This window comes from Mesorhizobium sp. B2-1-1 (assembly GCF_006442975.2).
Classification (GTDB): Bacteria; Pseudomonadota; Alphaproteobacteria; order Rhizobiales; family Rhizobiaceae; genus Mesorhizobium.
This window is the reverse complement of the sequence record NZ_CP083954.1, coordinates 5,598,699-5,624,930: the sequence shown is the minus strand read 5'-3', so window position 1 is coordinate 5,624,930 and position 26,232 is coordinate 5,598,699. Positions and strand designations below refer to the sequence as shown.

Here is a 26,232-nt window from a genome sequence, read left to right as displayed (position 1 = left end):
AGTTAGCCCCGCCCTTCGACCGCCGCACGCCAGGTGCTTGCATAATCCGTCAAGGCGGGGTCGACCGGCGGTTCTTGTCTCAAGCCCTTGCCATGCGCCTCAGCCTTGTCCGATGCCAGCAACGCGGCGCCGATGCTGGTGCCGGTCGCGGCTTCGGAGGCGACGACGCTTCTGGCGGTCGCCGCCGCCAGCATGCCGACAAAGAGCCGGTTGCGGGCGAAAGGGCCTTCGACAATGGTCGGGCCGTCGGCGCCGATCAGATCGAGGCAGGTCGCCGTCATCAGCGCCAGATAGAAAGAGATGGCGGCAAAGCGCTGGCCGCTGTTCATGCCGTCAGCGTTGAGCCACGCCGCCGCATGATGCGGGAACGGTCCCGACCCCTGTTGTGTCGATGGCAGCAGCAGCGTCCTTTTTGCCAGCACGGCCCCGACATCGTCTTCGGTCCAGTTCTCCGGCTGATCATCCGTCAGCACGGAAAATTCGCGGCCGCCCATGAAGCGCGCCGATGGCACGGGATCGCCCAGCGCGTTGACGTTGACCAGCGTATCACGCGCCGGGTCGAGCGCCACCGATCTGCCGCTGACCGACATCGACACCACCCAGGTGCCGGTCGAGACGACGCTGAAAGGCGGCGCGTCGGCGAGAAGATGCGGCAACAGCGAGGCGTTGGAATCGTGCAGGCCGCAGAACACAGGCGTCCGCGGATCGAGCCCCGTTCGCTCGGCAAGCGCCGGCAGGAGCGGGCCGAGCCGGTCCCTTGCCGGCCGCACCGGCGCCATCAACGCGCGCCAACCGAGGCGGTCGATCATTGCCGAAAAATCCGCTTTCCACGGGTTCCACAGATCGGTGTGGCAGCCGAGCGAGGTCACCTCGTTGGCGGCGATGCCGGTCAGCCGCAGCGCCCAATATTGGGGATACATCAACATCGCCGTTGCCCTGGCGAATTCCGTCGGAAAGCGCTTCTGCTGCCAGAAGAATTGCGCGCCGAGATTGAGGCCGAGCGGCAGCCGCGGCGTGCCGGTTTCAGCGAAGGGCGGACGGATCGCGTCATACTCGGCCGCGAGTTCCTCGGGGCCGTCGAATTCGTAGTCGAGCACGGGCAACACCAGTTCGCCGGAGGCCTCAACCAGAGCGCCCGTCGCGCCATGGGTAGTGATCGAAACGGCGTCGATGGTCTGTTCGCGGTTGAGATCGGCAAGACTGTCGAGGATGAAGGCCCACAGCGCCTCGACGTCGTGATGCGGGTAGCGGGCTTGCCGCACCGGCGCGTTCGCCACTCGGCGCAGCGCGACCTCGCGCAGCGTGGCGAGGTCGACCAGCGCCACCTTGGCGTTGGTCTTGCCGATGTCGATGACGGCGATGTGGCGCGGGGCACTCATGCCATGTGGAACATGGTTTCCAAGGGCACGGCCACCGGCTCATTGTCAGGCCTGGTCTCCATGAGGTCGGCCATGTCTGCCCACCAGCGCTGCATCCCCGGATGCTTCGGCAGGTCGGCCATGCCATGGTCGTCCCGCCGCCACAGCACGCCGAACAGGATGTTGGTCTCCTCGTCGAGATGGATGGAATAGTCGGAAACCCCGGCCTGCTTCAACAGCGCGACCAGCGATGGCCATATCTCGTCGTGACGCTTCTTGTATTCCGCCTTCATGCCGGGCTTGAGCATCATCTTGAACGCGTATTTTTCGGCCATCAGCGTCCCCCGCGCAGCCGCCGCCAGACGATCGGCAGCGCGATGACGATGATCAGGAGCAGGCCGATGAAGATCGACATGACGATGCCGGGCACGTTGAGCAGGCCGAGCCCGAAGGTCACCAGCCCCATGATGAAGGCGGCGAGCACGACGCCGACAATGCTGCCTGCGCCGCCAAGGATGCTGACGCCGCCAAGCACCACCATGGTGATGACTTCCAGCTCATAGCCCTGCGCGATCGAGGGACGGGTCGAACCGAGCCGGGAGGTGATCAGCACAGAGGCGATGCCGGACATCAGCCCGGTCAGGCAGAACAGGATGAACTTGATGCGGCCGACTCGCACGCCGGAAAACTGTGCCGCGACCGGATTGTTGCCGATGGCGAAGACGCGGCGGCCGAAACTCGTGCGGTGCAGCGCGAACCAGTAGATGACGGCGGCGATGAGGAAGAGCACCAGCTCGAACGACAGCACCCACCAGACATAACCCTGGCCGAAGAAGGCGAAGCTCTCGGAATAACCCTTGTAGGCCTGGTCGCCGAGGATGATGAAGGCGATGCCTCGAAACAGGCTCATCGTGCCGATGGTGACGACGATCGAGGGCAGGCCAAGCCTCGTGACCAGAAGGCCGTTGAAGGCCCCGCAGCCGAGCCCGACGACGATGCCGATCGCCACCAGCACCGGCGTTCCGGCGCCGGCCTGCACCGCCATGCCCATCATGGTCGAGGCCAGCGCGATGATGGCGGCGACCGACAGGTCGATCTCGCCCGAAATGATCAGCAGCGCCATGGCGAAGGCGATCAGGCCCTTCTCGGTGAAGTTGAAGGTCAGGTCCGACAGCGAATAAGGGTCGAGGAAATAGGGCGAGGCGAAGCTGTTGATGGCGAAGATGGCGAGGGCCACCACGACCAGCAGCGCTTCCCAGGAAAAGATCGCCGAACGAAACGGCTTGTCGAGCCGGTCCGGAATGTGGCGCGGGGCAGGGACGTCGCTCATGCCGCCTCCATTTTTCTCAGGATGATGCGGCCCTGCTGGCGTTCGCCGCGCGCGTTGAGCACGACGGCGAGGATGATGGCGCTGCCCGAAATCGCCATCTGCCAGAAGGGCGAGATGTTGATGACCGGCAGCGCGTTGGAGATGATGCCCAGGAACAGCGCCCCCAACACCGCGCCCCCGACCGAACCGATGCCGCCGGCAATCGAGATGCCGCCGATGACACAGGCGGCGATGATGTTGAGCTCATAGCCGTTGGCGACCTCGACCGAGGCGATCACGTATCGTGAGATCCAGAGATAGCCAGCGAGCCCGCCGATCATGCCGGAGATGCAGAAGACGATGAATTTCGTCCGCCCGACATCGATGCCGGCATAGACCGACGCCGTCGGATTGACGCCGATGGCATAGATCGAGCGGCCGAGCGCGGTGCGCGTCATCAGGATGAAGAACAGCGCGATGACCAGAATGGCGATCCAGGACAGCACCGGAATGCCGAGGAAGGCCGCGCGTTGGAAGCCGATGAACTCGGGGCTCATCTTGTCGGCATTGACCCAGGCGCCGCCGGACAGGACGAAGGTGGCACCGCGATAGATGGTCAGCGTGCCCAATGTCACCACGATCGAGGGGATGTTCAGCCGCCACACCAGAAGGCCGTTGATGGCGCCGAGCACCAGGCCGACGACCAGGGCAATGACGATCAGCAGCGGGATCGGGATCGCCGGGTGAGCGGCGTTCAGCATCGCCACCACCATGCCGGTAAAGCAGAGGTTCGACGCCATCGACAGGTCGATCGAACGGGTCAGGATGACCACCATCTGCCCGAGCGCCAGGATCATCAGGATCGAGGTGTCGTTGAACACCTGGCGCAAATTGCCGGGGTCGGCGAAGGCGGGAAAACGCGTCGAGATCAGCCCGATCAGCACGACGATCGCCGCCAGCAACCAGATTTCGCGATATTTCAGCAAAGTTTTCATGCCGCGATCCCCGCCGCCGTCCGGACCAGCGTCTCGGCGTCCAGTCCGTTGTTGTCGTAGACGGCCGCGACAAGGCCCTCGCGCATGACGACGACGCGGTCGGACATGCCGAGGATTTCGGGCAGCTCCGACGATACCATGATCACCGATAGGCCTTGCGCCACCAGCTCGGCCATGAAGCCGTGCACGGCGGCTTTGGAGCCGATGTCGATGCCCTTGGTCGGCTCGTCCAGGATGATGACCTTGGGCGTGGTCGCCAGCCATTTGGCAATCACGACCTTCTGCTGGTTGCCGCCCGACAGCGTGCCGACATCCTGGCTGAGCGAGGAGGCCCTGAGGTCGAGCCGCTCGGTGTAGGAGCGGGCGAGCGAAAACTCCTCCGCCAGCCGCAGCACGCCGGATTTGGAGGTGCGTGCCAGCGACGGGAGAGAAACATTCTGGAAGATGGGCAGGCCGATCACCACGCCTTGCTTGCCGCGCTCCTCGGGCACGTAGACGATGCCGGCCTCGATCGAATCCGCCGCCGATTTCGGCGCGATCGTCTTGCCGTCCAGCGTGATCGTGCCGCCGGAGGTGCGGGTGATCCCTGAAATCGCCTGCATCACCTCGCTGCGTCCGGCGCCGACAAGGCCGTAGAAGCCGAGAATCTCGCCCTTGTGCAGCTCGAAACCGATGTCGTTGAATTCGGTGGGGTGCGACAGGCCGGAGACCGACAGCACCGGCGCACCGATCTCGGCCTTGCGCTGTGGAAAGATGTGATCGACCGCACGGCCCACCATCATGCGCACGATCTGGCTCTGGGCGGCATCCTTGATCAGCCCTTCGCCGACCATCTCGCCGTCGCGGAACACGGTGTAGCGGTCGGCGATGCGGTAGATCTCGTCGAACTTGTGGCTGATGAACAGGATCGCCTTGCCTTCGCTCTTGAGGAACTCGATCAGCAAAAAGAGCTCTTCGATCTCCTTCATCGAAAGGGCGGCCGTCGGTTCGTCCATGATGACGATCTGCGCGTCGATCGACATGGCCCGCGCCACGGCAACGAGATGCTTGTTGGCGATGCCGAGGTCCTTCAGCCTTGCATCGGCGTCGATATGGCGGGCATGCATGGTGTCGAGCACTTCGCGCGCATTTCTGCGCATGGTGCGCCAGTCGATGGTGCCAAAGCGGGTGCGCGGCGCATGGCCGAGAAAGATGTTTTCGGCGACAGTCAGATCGTCGAACAGCACGGTTTCCTGATGGATGGCGGTAACGCCGTGGCCGAAGGCGGCGTGCGCGCTGGGCAGGGTGACGTCCTGCCCGTCTATGCTGATCGTGCCCGCATCGGGCTGGTAGATGCCGGTCATGATCTTGACCAGCGTCGACTTGCCGGCGCCGTTCTCGCCGATCAGCGCCGTCACCTTGCCCGGATAGAGCGAGAGGCTGACATTGTGCAGCGCGCGCACGCCGGGAAAGCTCTTCGAGATGCCGGACAGCGTCAGGCGCGGCGTGGAGGCCAGGGGCCCGTCCTTCACCGTGCCGTGTTGGGCTGTCGTGTCCATGGTCGTATCAAGCCCTGAAACAAGGTGCGTTTGAAGTTGCGGCGGGGCGTGAACCCCGCCGCGTCAGCTTGAAGCTCCGGATCAGTAGATCTTGGAGAACTTCTCGATGTTGGTCTTGTCGAACTGGAAGGGCGGAGCCATCGCAGCCGAATTGGTGTCGTCGAGCGTGACCTTGCCGACGCGGCCGATCGACAGCGTCGCACCGGGCTTGGCCTCTTCCTTCTTCACCGCCAGATCATGGGCGAGGTAGACGGCGGAGTAACCGAGGTCGATCGGGTTCCAAAGAGCCACGGCCTGTGAAGCGCCGTTGTCGATGAACTTCTTGAACTCCGACGGCAGCGCGAGGCCAGTGACGTTGACCTTGCCGATCAGCTTCTCATCGGTGACGACCTGGGCAGCGGCGACGACGCCGACAGTGGTCGGCGCGATGATCGCCTTCAGGTTCGGATAGGACTTCAAGAGGCCCTTGGCTTCGTCGGTGCTCTTGGCCGAATCGTCATCGCCATAGACGGTGGCGACGAGCTTGATCTTCGGAAATTTCTCCGGCAGCACCTTCTTGGCCGCGTCGATCCAGGCGTTCTGGTTGGTCGCGGTCGAGGAGGCCGACAGGATGGCGACGTCGCCGCCCTCAGGCAAATAGTCGGCGGCGAGCTTGATGATGGTCTCGCCGATCAGGCCGGTATCGGACGGGTTCAGGTGAAGCTGGCGGCCTTCCTTGGCGACGCCCGAATCCCAGGAGATGACCGTGATGCCGCGCTCCATGGCCTTCTTCAGCACCGGCACCAGCGCGTCGGCGTCATTGGCCGAGATGGCGATGGCGTTGACCTTTTGCGCGATCAGTGAATTGACCACCTCGATTTGCGCTTCGGCGGTCGCCTTGGTCGGGCCGGTGTAGATGATGTCGACATCGCCCAGTTCCTTGGCCGCCTCTTCGGCGCCCTTGTTGGCGGCGTCGAAGAAGCCGTTGCCGAGCGACTTCACCACCAGCGCGATCTTGACGTTCTCGGCATAGGCGGCATTCACGACCATGGCGGCGGAAAAGGCCGCCGTAACCATCAGTTTCTTCAGAAAGCTCATCGAATATTCCTCCCTTGAGCGTTGCATTCCATCGCCGCTGCGGGCGTGAGGGTGTCTCAGGCTTGCAGCGAAGATTCTTCCTTTGCCGACTTGCGGGCGACGATCAGCGTTACCCCCGCTGTTTCGAGCATCTTTGCCTCGCGGTCCTCGATGCCGTCGTCGGTGATGACGGTGGCGATGCGCGACAGGCCGCACAGGATCAGGCTGGAGCGTTTGCGGAATTTCGAAGAATCGACCAGCACCACCAACTCGTCGGCCTGATCGATCAGCTTCTGTTCCGCCTGGATCAAGAGCGGATCGCCTTCCATCAGGCCGAGCGGCCCGAGCCCCTGGGCGCCCATGAACATGCGGCGCGCGTAGAAATTGCGCGTCACGTCATTGTCGAAGGGCGACAGGATGATGTTCTGCTCGCGGTAGATGGTGCCGCCGGACAGCATCACCGTGTTCTTGGAGTGCTTGAGCAGGCTTTCGGCGATCGGGAAGGAATTGGTGAAGATCGGCATGCGGCGGCCGGTCAGGAAATGCACCATCTGGAAGGTGGTGGTGCCGCCGTTGATGATGATCGGCTCGCCGTCCTTGCAGAGTTCCACCGCTTCCCGCGCTATCGCCCGCTTCTGCGCGGCATTGAGCGTCTCGTTGACGGAAAAAGGCCTGCCGGCAAGGCCGATGAACTGTGGCGGCGTGATCGCCTCGGCGCCGCCGCGCACCCGGCGCAGTCGCTTTTGCACGTGCAGGGCCGCGATATCGCGCCGGATCGTCGCCTCGGAAGACTCCGTCAGGTCGACCATTTCCTGCACCGTCACCACAGGCTTTTCCTGGACGGCGGACAGAATGATCCTGTGGCGCTCTTTTTCGTGCATGGTTCCTCCCTGCATGGCCATCTGGCATTAGAAATCGCGCAGTGTCAATCATTTCCGATCATATAATTTCATTGTGCAGTGCAATATGATTGATGTTGATCGTTTGTGATTGACAAAGCCACGCCTTGCGTAGACATTCCCGACGAAAAGAGGAGCGCACCGTCCGCGCTTCAAGGGAGGATTACCCATGCTCGACAAGCGCTCCGGCTCGCGCCTCGCCAATCTTTGGGATGATGCGAAGGCAAGGGGGATGAGCGATCCCGAGCTTCTGGTCTATCGTTCGAACACGCTCGGCTCCGACAAGCGTGTCACCAATTACGGCGGCGGCAACACATCGTCGAAAATCCGGCAACAGGATCCGCTCACCGGACAGGACGTGGAAGTGCTGTGGGTGAAGGGCTCCGGCGGCGACAGCGCTTCGATCAAGCTTGATGGTTTTGCCACGCTCTACATGGACAAATTGCGAGCCCTCAAAGGCCTTTATCGCGGCGTCGAGCATGAAGACGAGATGGTGGGTTATCTGCCCCACTGCACCTTCAATCTCAATCCGCGCGCGGCCTCGATCGACACGCCGCTGCATGCCTACGTGCCGAAGCCCTATGTCGATCACATGCATCCCGACGCCATCATCGCCATCGCTGCCGCCAAAGATTCCAAGGCCCTGACGAAGGAAATCTTCGGCGACGCCATAGGCTGGCTGCCGTGGAAGCGGCCGGGCTTCGAACTTGGCCTGTGGCTGGAGAAATTCTGCCTCGACCATCCAGCCGCCAAGGGCGTCATCCTGGAAAGCCACGGCCTGTTCACATGGGGCGACAGCCCGAAGGAATGCTACGAAACGACGATCTCGGTGATCAACCAGGCGATCGAGTGGTTCGAGCGGCGTTCCGAGGGTGTCGCCATTTTCGGTGGCGAAGCGGTCAAGTCGCTCGACCCCGCCGAACGCCGCGCCATCGCCGCGAAGCTGATGCCGAGGATCCGCGGCCTGATCTCGGAAAAGAGCCATAAGCTCGGCCATTTCGACGATTCCGCCGCCGTGCTCGAATTCGTCAATTCCAGGGATCTGCGCCCGCTGGCGGCACTCGGCACCTCATGCCCGGACCATTTCCTGCGCACCAAGATCCGGCCGCTGGTCATCGAGTTCGATCCGGCCAAGCCCGATGTCGATGCCGTCATCGCGCGGCTGGCCGACGACATTGCCGAATACCGCGTAGGTTACCAGGCCTATTATGACAGCTGCAAGCATGCGGACTCGCCCGCCATCCGCGATCCCAATGCCGTGGTCTATCTGATGCCCGGCGTCGGCATGTTCACCTTCGCCGGCGACAAGGCCACGGCGCGCATTTCGGGGGAGTTCTACGTCAACGCCATCAACGTCATGCGCGGCGCCTCGACCGTCTCCTCCTATGTCGGCCTGCCTGCGCAGGAAGCCTTCGACATCGAATACTGGCTGCTCGAGGATCTGAAGCTGCAGCGCATGCCGAAGCCCAAGGCTCTTGCCGGCAAGATCGCGCTCGTCACTGGCGGCGCGGGCGGCATCGGCCGCGCGACGGCGAGCCGGCTGCTGCGCGAAGGCGCCTGCGTGGTGCTCGCCGACATCGACGAGACAGCACTTGCCAGCGCCAACGACGAACTGGCCAAGGCCTATGGCAAGGATTTTGTCCGCCCCGTGGTCATCAACGTCACGTCGGAGGATCAGGTCGTCGCCGGCTTTGCCGAAACGGCGGTCGAGTTCGGCGGCATTGATATTCTGGTCTCCAACGCCGGCCTCGCCTCCTCGGCGCCGATCGAGGACACGACGCTGGCGCTGTGGAACAAGAACATGGACATCCTGTCGACGGGATATTTCCTGGTCTCTCGGGAAGCGTTCCGGCTGTTCAGGGTGCAGAAGATCGGCGGCAACGTCGTTTTCGTCGCCTCCAAGAACGGCCTTGCCGCCTCGCCGAACGCTGCCGCCTATTGCACCGCCAAGGCCGCCGAGATCCATCTCGCCCGCTGCCTGGCGCTGGAGGGCGCGGAGGCGCAGATCAGGGTCAACGTCGTCAATCCGGACGCCGTACTGCGCGGTTCCAAGATCTGGTCCGGCGAGTGGAAGGAACAGCGCGCCGCCGCCTACAAGATGTCGACCGACGACCTCGAGGAACATTACCGCTCGCGCTCGATGCTGAAGCGCTCGGTGTTTCCCGAGGACATCGCCGAAGCGATCTATTTCTTCGCCTCCGACATGTCGGCCAAGTCGACCGGCAACATCGTCAATGTCGACGCCGGTAACGCGCAAAGCTTTACGCGCTAGGCCTTCCTTCTCCCCGTTCACGGGGAGAAGGTGCCGGCAGGCGGATGAGGGGCAGCGCCAGCCGAACGAAATCTGGGAGGAACAGCAGTGTCCGAAACCATCATCTCGGCCGACGTCGTCGAAAAAAACAACGCCGCGCGCAAGGCCGACCTCGAGCGTGACTACGCCTCGCTCGGCGAACGGCTCGACCGTCGCGGCATCGTCATCGACGCGATCCGAGACAAGGTCGAGAAATTCGCGGTGGCGATCCCCTCCTGGGGTGTCGGTACCGGCGGCACGCGCTTTGCCCGTTTCCCCGGCGCCGGCGAACCGCGCGACATCTTCGACAAGATCGAGGATTGCGCCGTCATCAAGCAATTGACGCAGGCGACACCGACGGTGTCGCTGCACATTCCCTGGGACAAGGCCGACCCGAACCGGCTGAAGCAGGCGGCCTCGCGTTTCGGCCTCGGCTTCGACGCCATGAACTCCAATACGTTCTCCGACGCCAGGGACCAAAAGCTGTCCTACAAATTCGGCTCGCTCTCGCATGCCGATGCCGGAACGCGCCGGCAAGCGGTCGAGCACAATCTTGAATGCATCGAGATCGGCAAGACGCTTGGGTCCAAGGCGCTGACGGTGTGGATCGGCGACGGCTCGAACTTCCCCGGCCAGGTCAACTTCGCCAAGGCGTTCGAGCGCTATCTCGATGCCATGAAAGAGGTCTATGTCGGGCTGCCCGCTGACTGGAAGCTGTTCACCGAACACAAGATATACGAGCCTGCCTTCTATTCCACCGTCGTGCAGGATTGGGGCACCAATTACATTATTGCCAAGGAACTCGGCGACAAGGCCTTCTGCCTGGTCGATCTCGGCCACCACGCGCCCAACGTCAACATCGAGATGATCGTGTCGCGGCTGATCCAGTTCAGGAAACTCGGCGGCTTCCACTTCAACGATTCGAAATATGGCGACGACGACCTCGATGCCGGTTCGATCGACCCCTACCGGCTGTTCCTGGTCTTCAACGAACTGGTCGACGCCGAACTGTCCGGCGCCGACGGCTTCGATCCGGCCCATATGCTCGACCAGAGCCACAACGTCACCGATCCGATCGAGAGCCTGATGCTGTCCGCGGTCGAGGTGCAGCGCGCCTACGCGCAGGCGCTGCTGGTGGACCGCAAGGCGCTTGAAGGTTTTCAGGACGGCAATGACGCGCTGATGGCAACGCAGACGCTAAAATCAGCCTACCGCACCGATGTCGAGCCGATCTTGGCCATGGCGCGGCTGAACACCGGCGGCGCCATCGACCCGGTCGCCGCCTACCGGGCGGCAGGCTACCGCGCCAAGGTCGCGGCGGAACGCCCGGCCGTTGCCGGCGGCAGCGGTGGCATTGTCTGAGGCCGAGCCCGCCCCCTCATCCGGCCGCTTCGCGGCCACCTTCTCCCCGCTGGGGAGAAGAGACTGGCGCGAGCGCTGACGGCCTCCTCTCCACTAGGGAAGAGGTCGGATGGCAATCCGGGTGGGGGCTCTTTCTCGTGCTCCCTCAATTGTTAGTGGACTCGATCACCCCAACACGGTTTCCTAGGCGTTCCCCCGCCAGGAGCCTCGCCATGCATATCACTCGCCGCACGCTGATCGCCGTCAGCCTCTCCTTCACGATCGCTTTCGCGCCATGGGCGGCCGCCATCGCCGCCTCGCCAGCGCCTGTCAAGGGCGAGAACGGCATGGTTGTCACCGCGCAGCATCTGGCGTCGGAGGTGGGCGTTGAAGTCCTGAAGAAGGGCGGCAACGCCGTCGATGCGGCGGTCGCTGTTGGTTATGCGCTCGCCGTCGTCTATCCCAACGCCGGCAATATCGGCGGCGGCGGCTTCATGACTGTCCGCTTCAAGGACGGCAAGTCGACCTTCCTCGATTTCCGCGAACGTGCGCCGCTGGCCGCGACCAAGACCATGTATCTCGACAAGGACGGCAAACCGGTGAAAGGCGCCAGCCTCGACGGCTACCTCGCCGTCGGCGTGCCGGGCTCCGTCGCCGGTTTCGAGATGGCGCGCGAAAAATACGGCACCTTGTCCCGGCAGGACCTCATGGCGCCGGCCATTCGCTATGCCAAGGACGGGTTCATCCTCAATCAGGGTGACGCCGCCTCGTTTGCCGGAGGTGCCGACAGGCTGGCGAAGGATCCAGCTGCGGCGGCCATATTCCTGAAGCCGGATGGCAAGCCCTATGGCATCGGCGAGCGGCTGGTCCAACCCGACCTAGCCGCGTCGCTCTCGGCGATTTCCGAAAAAGGCCCCGACGCCTTCTACAAGGGCGCCATCGCCGATGCCATCGTCAAGGCAAGCGGCGCCAAGGGCGGTATCCTGGCCAAGGGCGATTTCGAACAATATGCGGTGCGCGAGCTCAAGCCGGTGACCTGTTCCTATCGCGGCTACGAGATCATTTCCTCGCCGCCGCCAAGCTCCGGCGGCGTCATCATCTGCGAAATCCTCAACGTGCTGGAAGGCTACCCGCTGTCCTATCTCGGCGCCGGTTCGGCAGAGACCGTGCATGTCATGATCGAAGCCATGCGCCACGCCTATGTCGATCGCAACTCGGCGCTCGGAGATCCCGATTTCGTCGACAATCCGGTCTCGAAACTGCTGGACAAGGCCTACGCCAAGGACATTCGCGACAAGATCGACCCGTTCCGGGCCGGCGTCTCTCAGGACCTGATGCCGAAGGGGTTCGGCGAGAGCAAGGAGACGACCCACTATTCGATCATCGACAAGGACGGCAACGCGGTCGCGGTCACCTACACGCTCAACGGCTCGTTTGGCGCCGGCGTCGTCGCCGACGGCACCGGTATCCTGCTCAACAACGAGATGGACGATTTCACCCAGAAGCCCGGCGTGCCCAACCTCTACGGCCTGGTCCAGGGCGAGGCCAACGCCATCCAGCCGAAGAAGACGCCGCTGTCGTCGATGAGCCCGACCGTGGTGGCCAAGGACGGCAAGCCGTTCATGGTCATCGGCAGCCCCGGCGGTTCGCGCATCATCACCATTACGCTGGAAGCCATCGTCAACGTCATCGACCACGGCATGAACATCCAGGAGGCGATCGACGCGCCGCGCATCCATCATCAATGGCTGCCCGACACAGTCTATATCGAGCCGTTCGGACTGTCGCCGGACACCGAAAGGCTGCTGGCCGGCATGGGTTATCATCTCGATCTCAGCGACAAGACCTGGGGCCAGGCGGCGGGCATCCTGGTCGGCGGCAAGAGCCTGGAGGAAATCGGGAAGGGCGGCGGCGCGCGCTACAATGGCGCCATCGACAGCCGCGCTGCTTCCGGCGAGGCGCTCGGCTATTGATGGGACTGGGCGCACTCCGCAAGCGTGTGAACCCGCGTCCGAAATCGCGTCGAAAACGAAAAGACAGGGCGGCCTGAGTTTCCGTGAAACGACCGCTCTAATTGACGATCAAGCCGTCACGAAATCAGCGTGACGGTGGATGCGATCAGCATCAGGGCCGCGATGCCGACGAACAGTGCGTAGATGCGCGGCCGGTCGAGCAGAAGCGCGTTTCCCGATATCCAGGCCGATGTGGCGCCGCCGAGCGCGAACAGGAAACCGTTGCGGTGGCCGAAGGTCATCGACGCGGCCATCAGCCCGCCTATGATCAGGGCGCCGAACACGATTATGACGGCGACCGCGTATCTCTCGAAGTCATTGCCGCTGCCCATGGCCGGTCCGATCGCATTCAAATTCGGCAGGTCATCCGGATCGAAGGGGCTGGTCGACCCGTATTCGTCTTGACCGATGGATTCTCGCATCACTCGTTCTCCGCTGACCGGCAACAAACCATCAACACATGCCGAGCGCAACCCGATCGCGTGTTTCTCCCTACGTGTTGACCGCGATATCAAACCGTTCCGGCAGCGCGCGCCAACCGTTTTGTCGGGTTCGGATCACCGCCGCAACTCCAGCGGTGTCTGCCCGAATGGCAACGGCCCGCCAACCTGTTTTTATATGGGCGTTTCTTCTGGAGAAAACATGATGGCTGAGTTGATTCGGCTTCGGCAGAAGCATTTTTACGCGACCGGAGCCGCGGCGCCAGGCGCGGCCGCGTAAAATTTTCAACTCCAGGGGGCCGCTTGATGTTGAGCCAGATGTGTTCCGCACTTGGGGCGAGCGTCATGCTGGCGCTCGCGGGCTCATGATGAACCAGCTCGACCAAAGCGGCCGGGCTGATCGCATGGACAAAGCTCGGCCGGGGATCCAATTTCGGCGACGGCCTGCGATATCCTAAGCTGGTATCAGGGCGGCGATACGATGGATGCTGATCTCCTTGCGTGCCTTGGACGCCTCGTTGGTCAGCCTCATGTCGAACCTCTGTACTGGACAGCCTCGATCCATAGTGCGAGCGCGGTGGCAGGCGACCGTCCCTTTACTTTCAAATCGCGGCCTCGATAGCCGCCGGCCGCGATCCATACCGTTTTTGAACGCTGATAGATTGTTACGCCTCGTGCATTCGCCCAAGCGCATGATTCCGCGAACTTTGGAGCCATTGCCGAGCCCGCTCCCGAGAATGCTGTCTCTATGTGACAAAGCTGCGTGGCCATATCAGGTCCCCTAATCTTGACGGTCCCGGCCGACGATCCCGGCCCCCGCCCAAAATCACCGAATGATGATAGGACCGCTTCCGTTACGGTAATGTGTCGCCACCAGCGCGGTCAGGTATCTCCCGATGCAAAAGCCGCCAGCTTTCGGCAGGGACAGGTCTGGAGTGGCCAGGGATTAAACCCAGCTTAGGTCAACGAGCGGGCGGAGAGCCGGGATCGGCCGCCATTCAAACCTGATCAGGAGATCGGGCTGGAGATGATGATGCGCAAGGCGCACCTGTTCGACGCACAGCGCGGCGCCAGGATAAATTAGGGGGAATGGCTGACGCGCGCTGGCGACTGTCAGCTCATCCTGTCTATCAAGGTTTGGCGTTGGCTTTCCGCCAAGCCTCGTACTCGTCGTTCGCGCTTGGGTGCAGTGGATAGTAGCGTTGCAACGGCGCGCCCCCCATGAGTTTCATTCGTGAGAATTCCTCCCAATCGTGATGTTTCTGGGATTCTTCGATGACCTTCGAGGCCATTGCGACGGGCAGCACCACCACCCCGTCGTCATCGGCGACAATGATGTCGCCGGGGATCACCGTGACACCGCCGCAGGCAATCGGAACGTTGACCGCATTGGGATAGATGCTGGTCTGCACATGATAATTTGGCGTCCAGCCGCGCAGCCAAAGAGGCAGGTCGAGCTTTTCGACATTGGGCCGGTCGCGCATGCACCCGTCGATGACGATGCCCGCGCCGCCTCTGCCCTTGAAATAGGTCGACATCATATCGCCGAAGACACCGGAGCTCATGTCGCCGCGCGCGTCGACGACTACCACGTCGCCCTCCTGGGCATGGTAGAGCACATGTCTGTGAAGTTGCGTCTCCGGATCGGCATATTCTCCCTCGGTGAAGAGGTCCGGTCGCTGCGGCATGAACTGCAATGTCAGTGCCGGCCCGACGATCGACTTCCCATGGTTCTGCGGCACCGGGCCGACCATGTGCGGATTGCGAAAGCCCATGTGGCCAAGTGTGCCCGCGACCGTGGCGGCGCCGATCTCCCTTAGCGCGTCGATCAGGTCCTTGGGCGGCCGCGTGATATCGGGAGTATGCGTCATTTTCGGACTCCGGTTGAAATTGAATTACCAGTTGGTGACAGAGCCGTCGCGGCGCTTGAGATGTGGCGCTTCCCAGAAACGGAAACTCTGCGCCTGGACCGCCGCTTCATTGACCTCGACGCCGAGCCCCGGCAGGTCGCTGACCGGATAATCGGTCCCGTCGAGCCTTGGCTGTACGGGGAAAAAGTCGGAATTGTCGAAACCCAGCTTCCTTTCGGGGATCCTGGTCTCGAGCCACGCGAAGTTGGGCACCGCGGCGGCGAGATGCACGGTTGCGGCCGTGCACACGGGGCCAAGGGGATTGTGCGGCATCAGGTCCACATAGTGCGCCTCGCTCCAGCCGGCGACTTTCATCGCCTCGGTGAGCCCGCCGACATTGCAGACATCGAGCCGGTTGAACTGGTGGATGCCGCGCTCGATGTAAGGCAGGAACTGCCACTTGCTGGCAAATTCCTCGCCGATGGCAAAGGGGATGTCGGTCATCGTACGAAGGGACTCGTACGCCTCTGGTGTCTCGGCCCGTATTGGCTCCTCGAGGAAATCAAGCACGCCGCGGCCAAGCTTGTTGCAGAAGCTCGCCGCCTCGGCCACCGACAGCCGATGATGATAATCGACGCCGAGCACCACCTCATCGCCCAGCGCCTCGCGCGCTTTGTTCAGCATGCTCGCGGTAGGGCCGATCGATTCACGCGGCTCGAAGACGTCCTTGCTGCTTTGTCCGATGGGGAAGAAGCGGATCGCCTGCCAGCCCTGCGCGCGCAGTTCGCGGGCGCGTTCGATCGCAACATCGCCCTCGGCCTCGTCTCCGGTCGAGGCGAAGGTGGGCACGCGGTCGCGCTGCTTGCCGCCAAGCAGCTCGTAGACGGGCACCCCCAGCGCCTTGCCTTTGATGTCATGAAGGGCGATGTCGATGGCGGAAATCGCCGCCTGCAGGACCCGGCCTCCTTCGAAGTACTGGCTGCGATAAACCTCCTGCCAGATCAGGCCGATCTGCATCGGGTCGCGGCCGATGAGAAACTCGCGATAGTGCTCGACCGCGCCGGCTACGGCTTTCTCGCGACCGCTCAAGCCGCTCTCGCCCCAGCCGAAGATACCCTGGTCGGTCTCGACCTTGACGAGCATCTGGTTGCGCGTTCCCACCCATACCGGGTAGGGCTTGATCGCGGTGATCTTCAGGTTCTTGGTCATCCACGCCCGCGTTCCACGCGCATCCCCTGTCTCAGTCGGCCTTGAGGGCCATTTCAGTTTCGCCGTCGAACAGATGCATCCGCTCCTGGTCGAACTCGAGCCAGATCCGCTCATCAGGTTTGACGGCGACGTTGGGCGACACGCTGATGTTGACGATGGCGCCCGACAGGAATGCTTGCACGAAGGTGACGTCTCCGGTCGGCTCCACCGTATAGGCCTTGGCCGGAATGGCGCCCGGGACCGCGCTTTTGTGCAGCTTGATCGTCGAGTGCCGCGCGCCGAGCACGACCTTCTTGGTGGTCGCTCCCTGGACCTTGCGCGCGTTGAGTTGCGACAGCTCAAGCGTCCAGCCTTCCGCGCTGGTCAATGCGGTGCTGCCGTTGGCCGTCGAAGCCTCCAGCGGGATGAGGCTCATCGCCGGGCTGCCGATGAAGCTGGCGACGAACATGTTGACCGGATGGGCAAAGACCTGCGCCGGTGAATCGTATTGCTGCAGATAGCCGCCATTCATCACCGCCATCTTGTCGGCCATGGTCACGGCTTCGAGCTGGTCGTGCGTCACATAGATGATCGTTGCCTTGAGGTCCTGGTGGAAGCGCTTGATCTCGGATCGCATCTGCACGCGCAGTTTGGCGTCGAGGTTGGAGAGCGGCTCGTCCATGAGGAACACAGCGGGGTCGCGGACGAGGGCACGGCCAAGGGCGACGCGCTGCTGCTGCCCGCCCGAAAGTTCCCGCGGTTTGCGCTCGAGCAGGTGCGTCATGTCGAGAACGCGCGCCGCTTCCCTGACCTTCTTGTCGATCTCGTCCCTGGAGAGTTTCCGCATCTGCAGCGGGAACGCCAGGTTCTTGTAGACCGATTTCTGCGGGTACAGCGCGTAGTTCTGGAACACCATTGCGATGTCCCGGTCCTTGGGGTCGAGATCATTGACCACCCGGTCTCCGATGACGATGTCGCCCGATGTAATCGAGGTCAGCCCCGCGACGAGATTGAGCGTGGTTGTCTTGCCGCAGCCTGAAGGGCCGACCAGCGCAACGAACTCGCCGTCATTGACCGTCAGCGAAACATCGTTGACAGCTTTGAAGCCGCCATAGGTCTTGACGAGATCTTTGAGGACCACGTGGGCCATTGGCAACTCCCTAGAACATGATGCCGAAAAGTGTGAAGCGGTTTTCGGCAGGCATCATGCTCTATCTCCTTGATTTAGAGCCGGATTCAGATGTCAGACCGGTTCGACCTGAAATCATCCGGCCCTAGTGCTTGACCGCGCCTTCTGTAAGGGCGCGTACGAAGTATCGTTGCAGGACGAGGAACAGCACCACGACGGGCACGCTCATCATGAAGCTGGCCGCCATCAAGCCCGGAAAGTCCGTCGTGTTTTCCGAGAAGAAGCGCTGGATGCCGACCGGCAGTGTCAATTGCTCGTTCTTGGAAAGGAAGGTGTAGGCGTAGATGTATTCGTTCCAGGCGCCGATGAAGGAATAGATCGCGGTGGCGATGATCCCGGGCGTCGAGAGCGGCATCACGATCAGGATGAAGGCCTGGAACCGCGTTGCGCCGTCGATGCGCGCCGCCTGCTCGAGTTGCACCGGGATGTTGTCGTAAAAGCCCTTGAGCAGCCAGATCGCCAGCGGCAGCCCGAACGTCAGATAGGTGAGAATGAGCGAGCCGTGCGTGTTCACCAGGCCGATCGCGCGCATCAGGATGAAGAGCGGCACGAGAAAGATCACTGCCGGAAACATGTTGCGCAGCAAAACGGCGAAGAACAGGAAGTTCCGTCCGGGGAAACTGAAGCGCGAAAAAGCGTAGGCCGCGGGGACAGCCACGATTACGGAAAGGATTGTCGTGACGGTCGACACGAACAGGCTGTTCCAGAAGAAGCGGAGGAAGTCCTGGCCGACGCTGTTCTGCGGATCGAGCAATTTCCGATAGCTGGCGAGGGTCGGCTCGTCCGGCCACCATTGCGGCGGGAATTGCGTCGCCGCGAACCCGGATTTGATCGAGGTGATCAGCATCCAGATCATCGGCAACGCCGTATAAAGCAGCATGAAAACGAGGAAGATGCGACCGGCCCACCGCCATCCGTCGACGCGCATACGGCGACGGGTCTGGCCTCGGGAGACCGTCTCGGCAATCGCGCTCATGCGCCGCCCTCCTTCCGCTCGTTGCCGCTCAGCGCACGGACGTAGAAGTAGCCCAGCGTCATCAGGATGATGAACAGGAGCACCGAATAGGCCGATGCCACGCCCCAGCGCTGCCGGCCGAAGGCGAGTTCGTAAATATGGGTGATCCAGATATGCGATGCATTCGACGGCCCGCCGCCGGTCATGATCCAGGGGATGATGAAGGAATTGAAGTTGGCCACTGCCAGCAGCAGGATCGTCACCACCGAGACGTTGCGCAGATGCGGGAAGGTGACGTGCCAGAAGCGCTGCCAGGCATTGGCTCCGTCAACTTTCGCGGCGAGCAGCAACTGCTCGGGGACTGTCTGCAGGCCCGCCATCATCATGATCATGGCGAACGGAAACTCGCGCCAGATATTGACGACGATCAGCGAGGGGAGAACCGTGCTGACGTTGTCGATGAAATTCGGCGGTCGGTCGGCCAATCCGAGGCCGACCAGCACTGCGCCGATGATGCCGAAATCCGAATGGTAGATCCACTTCCAGATATAGGAGGCGGCGACCGCGCTGATGACCCAGGGAATGATCAGGATAGCGCGCAGCACACCGCGGCCGATAAAGTCGCGGTGGAGCGCCAGCGCAGTGGCAAACCCCAGGACAAAGGAGATGAAGGTGGACCCGAATGTCCAGATCAGCGTGTTCCAGGTGACTTTCCAGAACACCTCGCTGGTGAGGATGGCCGTGTAGTTGTCGAAGCCGATGAAGGTCTTGTCACGAAGCTGCAAGCCGGGTGGCGTCTTATAGAACGACAGCTCGATCGTGTAGTAGATCGGATAGGCGATGACGATGAGCATCACGGCGATCGCGGGCAGCACGTACGCGTAGTCGGCGCGATGCTCCCAGATATCCCGCAGCGCACCGGACCTGCCGGGTTGCAATTTTCGGCGCGCCTCGGCCTTGCCGGTCACGATCGTCACGATGGTATGCCCTTGTTTCTTCGGAACGAACCGGCTGCGCTGTCAGCGCAGCCGGTCAGGTCGTGGGTCAGGCGCAGGCTAGAGCCCGCCCATCAGGTCTTTCACCTTCTGGGCCGCGTCGTCCGCCGCCTGGTCGACGGTCATCGCTCCGGTCAGGGCATTCTGCAGCATGTCCGGGACGATGATGTTCATGATCTCCGGGGCCTGCGGCAGCGCCGGGAACGGGATGCCGTATGGCAGCATCGAGGTCGTGACATCGAGGAATTTGATGTTGTCCAGACGTTCCTTCATCCATTTGGTCTTGAAGCCGTTCAGGTTGCCGGGATTCGATCCGGCATAGGCCATCTTCAGCGACCATTCAGGGCTCGTCCACATGCAGATGATAGCCTTCGCGGCCGGCTCGTCTACCTTGCCGCCTTCGACATATTCGGGCTTCAGGATGTGGATGTTCGAGCCGCCGAACACGACCGCGCGCTTGCCGTCGGGCCCAGCCGGGATCAGGCCGTAGCGCATGTTGTCTATGACGGTCTGCGCCTTGTCCTTGTCGGTGCCCGTCGCCTTCTTCTGCAGGTCGAGCATGACATTGTAGTCGGAGGGGTGCGAGATCATCATGCCGAGTTGGCCGGCGACGAACAGGGGCTGGTTATCGGCCTGCTGGTTGGTGAGTGCCGAAACCGGAACCGACTTGTCGCGAACATACATGTCGTAGGAAGCCTGCAGCGCCGCCTTGCTCTGCGGGCTGTCCAGCTCGACCTGCTCATAGGTCGGGTTTGCCGCCGCTTCGTCGAAGACGCCGCCACCATAGGCCCATAGCTGCGGCATGAAGCGATACGGCGTATTGCCGGCATTCTTGCGAGCCACGAGGCCATACCCGGCAATGCCGAGCTTGTCGTGGATCTGCTTGGAATACTTGATGACGTCGTCCCAGGTTGCCGGTGGCTTGTCCGGATCGAGGCCGGCGCGTTTGAAGATGTCGGCGTTCCAGATGAACGCCATCGTTTCGTTGTTGGTTGGAATGCCGTAGGTCACCCCGTCCCAGGTCACGGCCTTCATGGCGCCGGGCCAGAAGTCCTCGGTCGAATAGCCCACATCCTCGGGCTTCAGCGGCTGCAGATAGCCTTTTGAAGCGAATTCGGTACCACCCAGGATTTGCAAGCGGACCGCCATCGGCGCGGCATTGCCGAGGAGCGCGGTGCGGAACTTGTCGAGAAGATCGTTATAGGTGAGGGCTTGTTCCTCGAGCTGGATGTTTGGATAGGTCTTGCGGAAGGTTTCGAAGAATTCCTTGTAGTATTGGCGCAGGAGGTCGGGGTCGCCCTCGAAAACGCCCTGATACCAGAAGGTCAGTCGCCCCTTGTAGTCCAGCGGGGTGACCTTGGCACAATCGGCCGCCGTGTCGAAATCCTGTGTGCCCGCAATGGCGCGGACATATTCCGGCGACCACTTGCTGAGGTCGACCGGCGGCGCGCCCAGCGCCGATGTGGACATCAGCGATGCCGCCAAAACGCTGACGACAGTGCCGCGCAGGACCGCACTGCCGAGTATAATCCTCGTCATAGGTATCCTCCCTGGTTCTCCCATGCCGCTTTGCGGCGAGGCAAAGCGGTCTTGCTCGTTTGATCGCAGGACGTCTTTGTATCTGTGTACCCGTTCGGGAGCCTTGTACGTTTTCAGATCATGAATTGCCTGTCAACGCGTTAGATCGTACATTGTTTATCGAAACTTTGCGTGCTAATCGGAAAGGGTGTGTATTAACCCAGGGGAGCGGGCCTTGGCCGAACCAAACGATTTCAAAGCCAAGCCACCGGTGGGGATTGACCCCATAGGGGCGTCCAGCGAGGGCGCCTCGCTTTATGAGCTGATCAGGGAAGACATCATCGAGGGACGGCTTGCCGCCAACGAACGGCTCGTGGTCACTGATCTCGCCCGGCGCCACGGCACCTCGACCAACCCCGTGCGCGAAGCCTTGCAGCTGTTGCGCGGCGAAGGCTTTGTCACCTTTCTCCCCAACCGCGGGGCGCGCGTCCGGCCTATCGATCAGGAGTTTGTCCGCGACATTTATGAGATCGGCGTTCTGATCGAGCCGGCCCTGACGCGATGGTTTGTGAATATGGCCACCGGCGAGGACATCGCCGAACTCCAACGTCTCCAGGACCTGATTGAAGAGAACAACTTCGCCGATACGTTCAGGCACAGCGAGCTGGATACCGCCTTCCACACCGTGATGTACCAGCGGCATTACAACCGCCATGCCGCCGAGCTTTGGTGGAAGCATCGTGAAGTGCTGCGAGCCGTGAGCCGGCGTTTCAATTTCACGCTTGCCCGGCGTGCCGCGATCATTCGCGAGCACCGCGAGCTCATCGCGCTGGTAAAGGCGGGAGATGCCGACAAGGCGGCCGAACTCGTTGCTCGCCATGTCGAGGGCTCCGGCCGGCACATCCTCGAACATATGCGTGCGCGCAACGCCGCTCGGGCCGGATAGAATGCGCGATCCAGAACATCGTTAGCCAGACGATCAGACAGAGGTAGCTGACATGAAAATTACGAGCATTCGGCCGTGGCTGATCAAGTCCGATGCGTCCTATTGGGGAGAGTACCTGTTCGTCGAAATGACGACCGACGAGGGGGTGAGCGGCTGGGGAGAGATCACGACCACCACCAAGCTCGCCAACCGCGCGCTCTGCACGATCCTACGGCAGATCGGCGCCGCCGTGACCGGCGAGGACCCGGCCCGGATCGAGCATCTCTGGCACAAGATTTTCCGCAGCTTCACCTATATGGGCAGCCGCGGCGCCGCGGTCGAATGCGTGAGCGCCATCGACATAGCTCTCTGGGACATCCGGGGCAAAGTTTTGGGCAAGCCCATCTACGAGCTGCTGGGCGGGCCGGTGCGCGATGAAATCGCGCTCTACACCCATCCCAACCAGTCCAAATTTACCAGCAAGGAGGCGGTGGTCCGCGAAATTCGGGACATCGTCGAGTCCGGACACACCGCGCTCAAGTTTGATCCTTTCCCGCATCAGCGACGTGGCGCCGATGGCGTGTCGCGCGAACAGCGGGACGGCTACCTCGATGGCAGCATGACTCGCAAGGACGAGCGCGAAGCGGCCGAACTCACGGCTCTGATCCGCGAAACGGCGGGCCCTGATGTCGACATTCTCATCGATGCGCACGGCCGTTTCGATGTTCCAACCGCCATTCGCCTCTGCCGAAGCCTCGAGGAAGCCGGCCAGATCGACTGGTTCGAGGAGCCTTGCCCGCCCGAGAGCCTCAATGCCCTCAAGCAGGTGCGTGAGAAGGTCAGCGCCGCCATCTCCTGGGGAGAGCGCGGCCACACCAAGTGGGACTTCGTGCCGGTGCTCGAAAACAAGCTCGCTGACTACATCATGCCTGACGTCACCTGGACCGGCGGCATTACCGAACTCAAGAAGATCTCTGCCCTGTGCGAAGCCTACTACGTCCCGGTCTCGCCGCATGACGCCGCGGGGCCGATCAACGTGGTGGCGGGGGCGCAGGTGATGATGACAGTTCCTAACTTCTACAAGCTCGAGACGTCGGAGTGGAACCTGGGTAAATACGATCATCTCATCGACACACCGCTCGACGTTTCGAACGGCAGCCTCAAACTGACGTCGAGGCCCGGTCTCGGCATCGAGATGGACCGCGAGTACCTGCAAGCCCACGAGATTGAGCTGGGCTGACGCATGTCGCCTCATGTCGGGGCTGCATGCCGCCGAAAAGCCCGCCTACCAAAACGAGGATAAGTGATGCCCAAGACCGGTGGAGCCGACGAAGCCCTTGATCGGGTGAACATGAACTCCAAGCCGTCCGATCTTCGCATCACCGACATGCGGGTGGCTGAAATCGTCGGCGCACCGTTCACAACGGCGCTGCTCAAGATCTACACCAACCAGGGCATCGTCGGGCTTGGCGAGGTGCGCGACGGGGCCAGCGCCACCTACGCGCTGATGCTGAAGAGCCGGTTGCTTGGCGAGAATCCCTGCAACATCGATCGCCTGTTTCGCCGGATCAAGCAGTTCGGCGGGCACGGCCGGCAAGGTGGCGGCGTCTCGGCGGTCGAAATCGCGCTGTGGGATCTCGCCGGCAAGGCCTATGGCGTTCCGATCTACCAGATGCTCGGCGGCCGGTTTCGGGAGAAGGTGCGCCTCTATTGCGATACCGATGCAACCGTGCCGAGCGGCACAGAGACCGGCAAGCGCCTCAAGCAGCGCATGGAGCTCGGCTTCACCTTCCTCAAGATGGATCTGGGGCTGATGCAGATCGCGGATGTGCCCGGCGCGGTCGTGTCTCCTGCCGGCTCACTCGAAGGCTACCGCGTTCATCCCGCCCGCGGCCCGCTCAAGACCGTTGATGAGCGGCGCGCCCGCAACGCGGCCTACGACCTGCATAATGTCGCCCACCCGTTTACCGGCCTCCATTTTTCCGACAAGGGCCTCGACCTGCTCGAGCAGTACATTGCCGAGGTTCGCGAGGTCATCGGCATGGAGATCCCGCTCGCTATCGACCACGTCGGCCACATCTCACTCCAGAACTGCATTCGGCTCGCCAGGCGAATTGAAAAATACGTGCCGGCCTGGCTCGAGGATGTAATCCCCTGGCAGTACACCGAGCAGTACCGGCAGTTGCAGGACGCCACCACGGTGCCCATCTGCACCGGCGAGGACATCTACCTCAAGGAGGGGTTCGAGCCTCTGCTCAAGAGCGGTGGCCTCTCCATTGTCCACCCGGACCTGCTCACCAGCGGGGGCATCCTGGAGACCAAGAAGATCGGCGACATGGCGCAGGATCACGGCGTTGCCATGGCCATCCACATGGCCGAAAGTCCAATCGCCGCGATGGCCGCGGCCCATGTCGCCACCGCGACCGAGAACTTCATGGCGCTCGAATACCACTCCGCCGATGTCGACTGGTGGGACGATATCGTCACCGGCCTTCCCAAGCCGCTCGTGCAGGACGGGTTCATCACTGTTCCGGACAAGCCGGGTCTGGGGATCGACGACGTCGTAGACGAGGTGATCTCGCAGCATCTGCAGCCGGGTGTCACCGGCATCTGGCAATCCACCGAGCATTGGGACAATGAATATAGCTGGGACCGGACCTGGAGTTAGCCCAGACGCCCAGCCCTCATTCCTCAAGCTCACAGGGCCAACGACCGACCATTCGTGTCGCCCTCTCCGAGGGGAGAGGCGAAGAAAGAAACGGACGAAACCATGATCTACGAACTGCGTATCTATGACTGCCTGCCGGGCAGGCTGCCGGCTTTGCTCAAGCGCTTTTCCGACCAAACGCTGGCCATCTGGGAGAGGCATGGCATCCGCCAAGCCGGGTTTTTCACCACGGCGATCGGCGAAAACAGCAATCGCCTTACCTATTTCCTCGCCTGGGAATCGCTGGCCGAGCGTGAGGCGAAATGGGCGGCTTTCGTCACCGATCCGGCATGGCACAGGGCCCGGGACGAGTCTGAGCGTGACGGGCAGATCGTTGCCAATATCGCCAGCCAGCTGCTCACACCGACAGCTTTCTCGTCTGTGAAATAGGACTGTGCCATGAAGATCACCGACCTGCGCTGCGCCGTCATCGGGCGGCATCCCATCGTTCGCGTCGTCACTGACGAGGGCCTCCATGGCCTTGGCGAGGTCGAGTTCACAAAGACCTATCTCAAGCCCTTTGTGCTGCATTTCCGCGAGGCGCTGATCGGCGAGGATCCGACCGACGTCGAGCGGGTGATGCTGAATATCCGCCAGCGAGGTTCGTTCAAGCCCTATGGCGCCGCCGTCTCCGCGATCGAGCATGCGCTGTGGGACATTGCCGGCAAGGCCGCTGGCGTGCCGGCCTACAAACTGCTCGGCGGCAAGGTGCGCGACAAGGTGCGCGTCTATAACGGCTCGATCCGCCGGAAACGCGCGGGCGACCGGCCGGAGGATTATGCGGCCGACGTCAAATGGATGATGGAGCAGCCGCAGAACTTCTTCATGGTCAAGCAAGGAATCTCGTTCCACTCGAACATGAAGGACAGCATCGAGGACTTCCATTATGGCGTGACGCAGAAGAAGGCCGGCTATCACGGTGCCATGGATCAGGGCGTGATCAGCGAGCGCGGTTTCAACCACATGCTCGACTGCGTGATCGCCATGAAGGAAGTGCTGGGCGACAAGGTCAGCCTGGCGCTCGACTGCGGCCCGGGCTGGATGCTGCCCGATGCGATCAAGTTCGCTCGCGCGGTGGAGAAGTACAATTTGATGTGGCTCGAGGACATGCTGACCGGCGACTATGTGCCGTGGGTCAATCCGCAGGCCTATCGGGAGCTGACAACCTCCACCTCGACGCCGATCCATACCGGCGAGCAGATCTACTTGCGGCACAATTTCAAGGAGCTGATCGAGACGCAGGCCGTGCGCGTCATCGGCCCCGATCCTGCCGATATCGGCGGTATTGCCGAACTCAAATGGGTCGCCGAGCACGCCTATATGCACTCCATCCTGATGGCGCCGCACGGCACCGCCAACGGCCTGCTGGGCCTCGGCGCCCTGATCACCGTTTGCGCCACCTTGCCCGCCAACTACATTGCCTTCGAATATCCGAGCGCCTCTGACCCCTGGTGGGAGGATCTCGTGATCGGCCTGCCGTCGCAGATCGTGAAGGACAGCATGGTGGACCTGCTGGAAGCGCCGGGACTGGGCCTCGATATCGACGCCGAAGCAGCCAGGAAGTATCTCAGGGAAGAGGATACGGGCTTCTTTGATTGAAGCCCTCTTCTTTCGCCACCGGAACCACGCCGACCGCGCCGCTACATTCTCATCGGTATCCATTGTCA

General features: G+C 62.2%; 23 protein-coding genes. 9 read left to right on the top strand and 14 right to left on the bottom strand.

Features of this window, described 5'->3' with window-relative positions; all coding sequences use genetic code 11:
* Positions 1–2: 2 nt before the first annotated feature.
* The 7 genes from FJ972_RS27275 to FJ972_RS27245 form a co-directional block, all read right to left on the bottom strand.
* Complete coding sequence (locus tag FJ972_RS27275) at positions 3–1,379, bottom strand: FGGY-family carbohydrate kinase (RefSeq protein WP_140524001.1); 1,377 nt, start codon at positions 1,377–1,379, stop codon at positions 3–5.
* Entirely contained in the window at positions 1,376–1,693 is a 318-nt protein-coding gene (locus FJ972_RS27270) for an L-rhamnose mutarotase (protein WP_140524003.1), read from the bottom strand. Before FJ972_RS27270 ends, FJ972_RS27275 begins: the two co-directional genes overlap by 4 nt.
* A complete protein-coding gene (locus tag FJ972_RS27265) occupies positions 1,693–2,688 on the bottom strand; it encodes an ABC transporter permease (protein WP_140524005.1) in 996 nt (331 codons plus the stop codon). Before FJ972_RS27265 ends, FJ972_RS27270 begins: the two co-directional genes overlap by 1 nt.
* Positions 2,685–3,662: an ABC transporter permease gene (locus FJ972_RS27260; protein ID WP_140524007.1), complete on the bottom strand. Its 978-nt coding sequence runs from the start codon at positions 3,660–3,662 to the stop codon at positions 2,685–2,687. The genes FJ972_RS27265 and FJ972_RS27260 overlap by 4 nt, the downstream gene beginning before the upstream one ends.
* Positions 3,659–5,200, bottom strand: coding sequence for a sugar ABC transporter ATP-binding protein (locus tag FJ972_RS27255; RefSeq protein WP_140524009.1), 1,542 nt, complete (start codon positions 5,198–5,200; stop codon positions 3,659–3,661). The genes FJ972_RS27260 and FJ972_RS27255 overlap by 4 nt, the downstream gene beginning before the upstream one ends.
* 81 nt (positions 5,201–5,281) lie before the next feature.
* A complete protein-coding gene (rhaS, locus tag FJ972_RS27250) occupies positions 5,282–6,277 on the bottom strand; it encodes a rhamnose ABC transporter substrate-binding protein (protein ID WP_140496561.1) in 996 nt (331 codons plus the stop codon).
* A 56-nt stretch (positions 6,278–6,333) separates the two neighbouring features.
* The gene (locus tag FJ972_RS27245; protein ID WP_140496559.1) at positions 6,334–7,137 is read right to left on the bottom strand and encodes a DeoR/GlpR family DNA-binding transcription regulator; all 804 of its coding nucleotides are present in this window, start codon (positions 7,135–7,137) and stop codon (positions 6,334–6,336) included.
* A 187-nt stretch (positions 7,138–7,324) separates the two neighbouring features.
* Between FJ972_RS27245 and FJ972_RS27240 the strand changes: the two genes are divergently transcribed.
* The 3 genes from FJ972_RS27240 (at position 7,325) to ggt (ending at position 12,759) form a co-directional block, all read left to right on the top strand.
* Positions 7,325–9,427, top strand: a complete 2,103-nt coding sequence (locus tag FJ972_RS27240) for a bifunctional rhamnulose-1-phosphate aldolase/short-chain dehydrogenase (protein ID WP_140524011.1) — start codon at positions 7,325–7,327, stop codon at positions 9,425–9,427.
* An 87-nt stretch (positions 9,428–9,514) separates the two neighbouring features.
* Positions 9,515–10,807, top strand: a complete 1,293-nt coding sequence (gene rhaI / locus FJ972_RS27235) for an L-rhamnose catabolism isomerase (protein WP_140524013.1) — start codon at positions 9,515–9,517, stop codon at positions 10,805–10,807.
* Positions 10,808–11,019: 212 nt separating this feature from the next.
* A complete protein-coding gene (gene ggt / locus FJ972_RS27230) occupies positions 11,020–12,759 on the top strand; it encodes a gamma-glutamyltransferase (RefSeq protein WP_140524015.1) in 1,740 nt (579 codons plus the stop codon).
* 116 nt (positions 12,760–12,875) lie between these two features.
* Here ggt and FJ972_RS27225 read toward each other — a convergent pair whose 3' ends face one another.
* Positions 12,876–13,220, bottom strand: coding sequence for a hypothetical protein (locus tag FJ972_RS27225; RefSeq protein ID WP_140496551.1), 345 nt, complete (start codon positions 13,218–13,220; stop codon positions 12,876–12,878).
* On the opposite strand from FJ972_RS27225, the gene FJ972_RS27220 reads away from it, so the two are divergent.
* Entirely contained in the window at positions 13,207–13,518 is a 312-nt protein-coding gene (locus FJ972_RS27220) for a hypothetical protein (RefSeq protein ID WP_140524017.1), read from the top strand. The genes FJ972_RS27225 and FJ972_RS27220 overlap by 14 nt on opposite strands.
* An 850-nt stretch (positions 13,519–14,368) precedes the next feature.
* Here FJ972_RS27220 and FJ972_RS27215 read toward each other — a convergent pair.
* The 6 genes from FJ972_RS27215 to FJ972_RS27190 all read right to left on the bottom strand — a co-directional run bounded on the left by FJ972_RS27215 (position 14,369) and on the right by FJ972_RS27190 (position 20,954).
* Positions 14,369–15,109, bottom strand: a complete 741-nt coding sequence (locus tag FJ972_RS27215) for a ribonuclease activity regulator RraA (protein WP_140524019.1) — start codon at positions 15,107–15,109, stop codon at positions 14,369–14,371.
* A gap of 24 nt (positions 15,110–15,133) precedes the next feature.
* Positions 15,134–16,297, bottom strand: a complete 1,164-nt coding sequence (locus tag FJ972_RS27210) for a mandelate racemase/muconate lactonizing enzyme family protein (RefSeq protein ID WP_140524021.1) — start codon at positions 16,295–16,297, stop codon at positions 15,134–15,136.
* 31 nt (positions 16,298–16,328) lie between these two features.
* Complete coding sequence (locus tag FJ972_RS27205; RefSeq protein ID WP_140496545.1) at positions 16,329–17,426, bottom strand: ABC transporter ATP-binding protein; 1,098 nt, start codon at positions 17,424–17,426, stop codon at positions 16,329–16,331.
* A gap of 124 nt (positions 17,427–17,550) precedes the next feature.
* Positions 17,551–18,441: a carbohydrate ABC transporter permease gene (locus tag FJ972_RS27200; RefSeq protein ID WP_140524023.1), complete on the bottom strand. Its 891-nt coding sequence runs from the start codon at positions 18,439–18,441 to the stop codon at positions 17,551–17,553.
* Entirely contained in the window at positions 18,438–19,397 is a 960-nt protein-coding gene (locus tag FJ972_RS27195; protein WP_140496541.1) for a carbohydrate ABC transporter permease, read from the bottom strand. The genes FJ972_RS27200 and FJ972_RS27195 overlap by 4 nt, the downstream gene beginning before the upstream one ends.
* Positions 19,398–19,475: 78 nt before the next feature.
* Entirely contained in the window at positions 19,476–20,954 is a 1,479-nt protein-coding gene (locus FJ972_RS27190; protein WP_140524025.1) for an ABC transporter substrate-binding protein, read from the bottom strand.
* Between the two features lie 214 nt (positions 20,955–21,168).
* Here FJ972_RS27190 and FJ972_RS27185 point away from each other — a divergent pair, with 214 nt between their 5' ends.
* The 5 genes from FJ972_RS27185 to FJ972_RS27165 all read left to right on the top strand — a co-directional run bounded on the left by FJ972_RS27185 (position 21,169) and on the right by FJ972_RS27165 (position 26,164).
* The gene (locus FJ972_RS27185; RefSeq protein ID WP_140524027.1) at positions 21,169–21,879 is read left to right on the top strand and encodes a GntR family transcriptional regulator; all 711 of its coding nucleotides are present in this window, start codon (positions 21,169–21,171) and stop codon (positions 21,877–21,879) included.
* 52 nt (positions 21,880–21,931) lie between these two features.
* A complete protein-coding gene (locus tag FJ972_RS27180; RefSeq protein WP_140524028.1) occupies positions 21,932–23,098 on the top strand; it encodes a mandelate racemase/muconate lactonizing enzyme family protein in 1,167 nt (388 codons plus the stop codon).
* 66 nt (positions 23,099–23,164) lie between these two features.
* Positions 23,165–24,526 carry a mandelate racemase/muconate lactonizing enzyme family protein gene (locus FJ972_RS27175; protein WP_140524030.1) on the top strand — a complete coding sequence of 454 codons (1,362 nt, stop codon included), beginning with the start codon at positions 23,165–23,167 and terminating at the stop codon, positions 24,524–24,526.
* A gap of 102 nt (positions 24,527–24,628) precedes the next feature.
* Positions 24,629–24,955 carry an NIPSNAP family protein gene (locus tag FJ972_RS27170; RefSeq protein ID WP_140496531.1) on the top strand — a complete coding sequence of 109 codons (327 nt, stop codon included), beginning with the start codon at positions 24,629–24,631 and terminating at the stop codon, positions 24,953–24,955.
* A gap of 9 nt (positions 24,956–24,964) precedes the next feature.
* The gene (locus FJ972_RS27165; protein WP_140524032.1) at positions 24,965–26,164 is read left to right on the top strand and encodes a mandelate racemase/muconate lactonizing enzyme family protein; all 1,200 of its coding nucleotides are present in this window, start codon (positions 24,965–24,967) and stop codon (positions 26,162–26,164) included.
* Positions 26,165–26,232 lie beyond the last annotated feature (68 nt).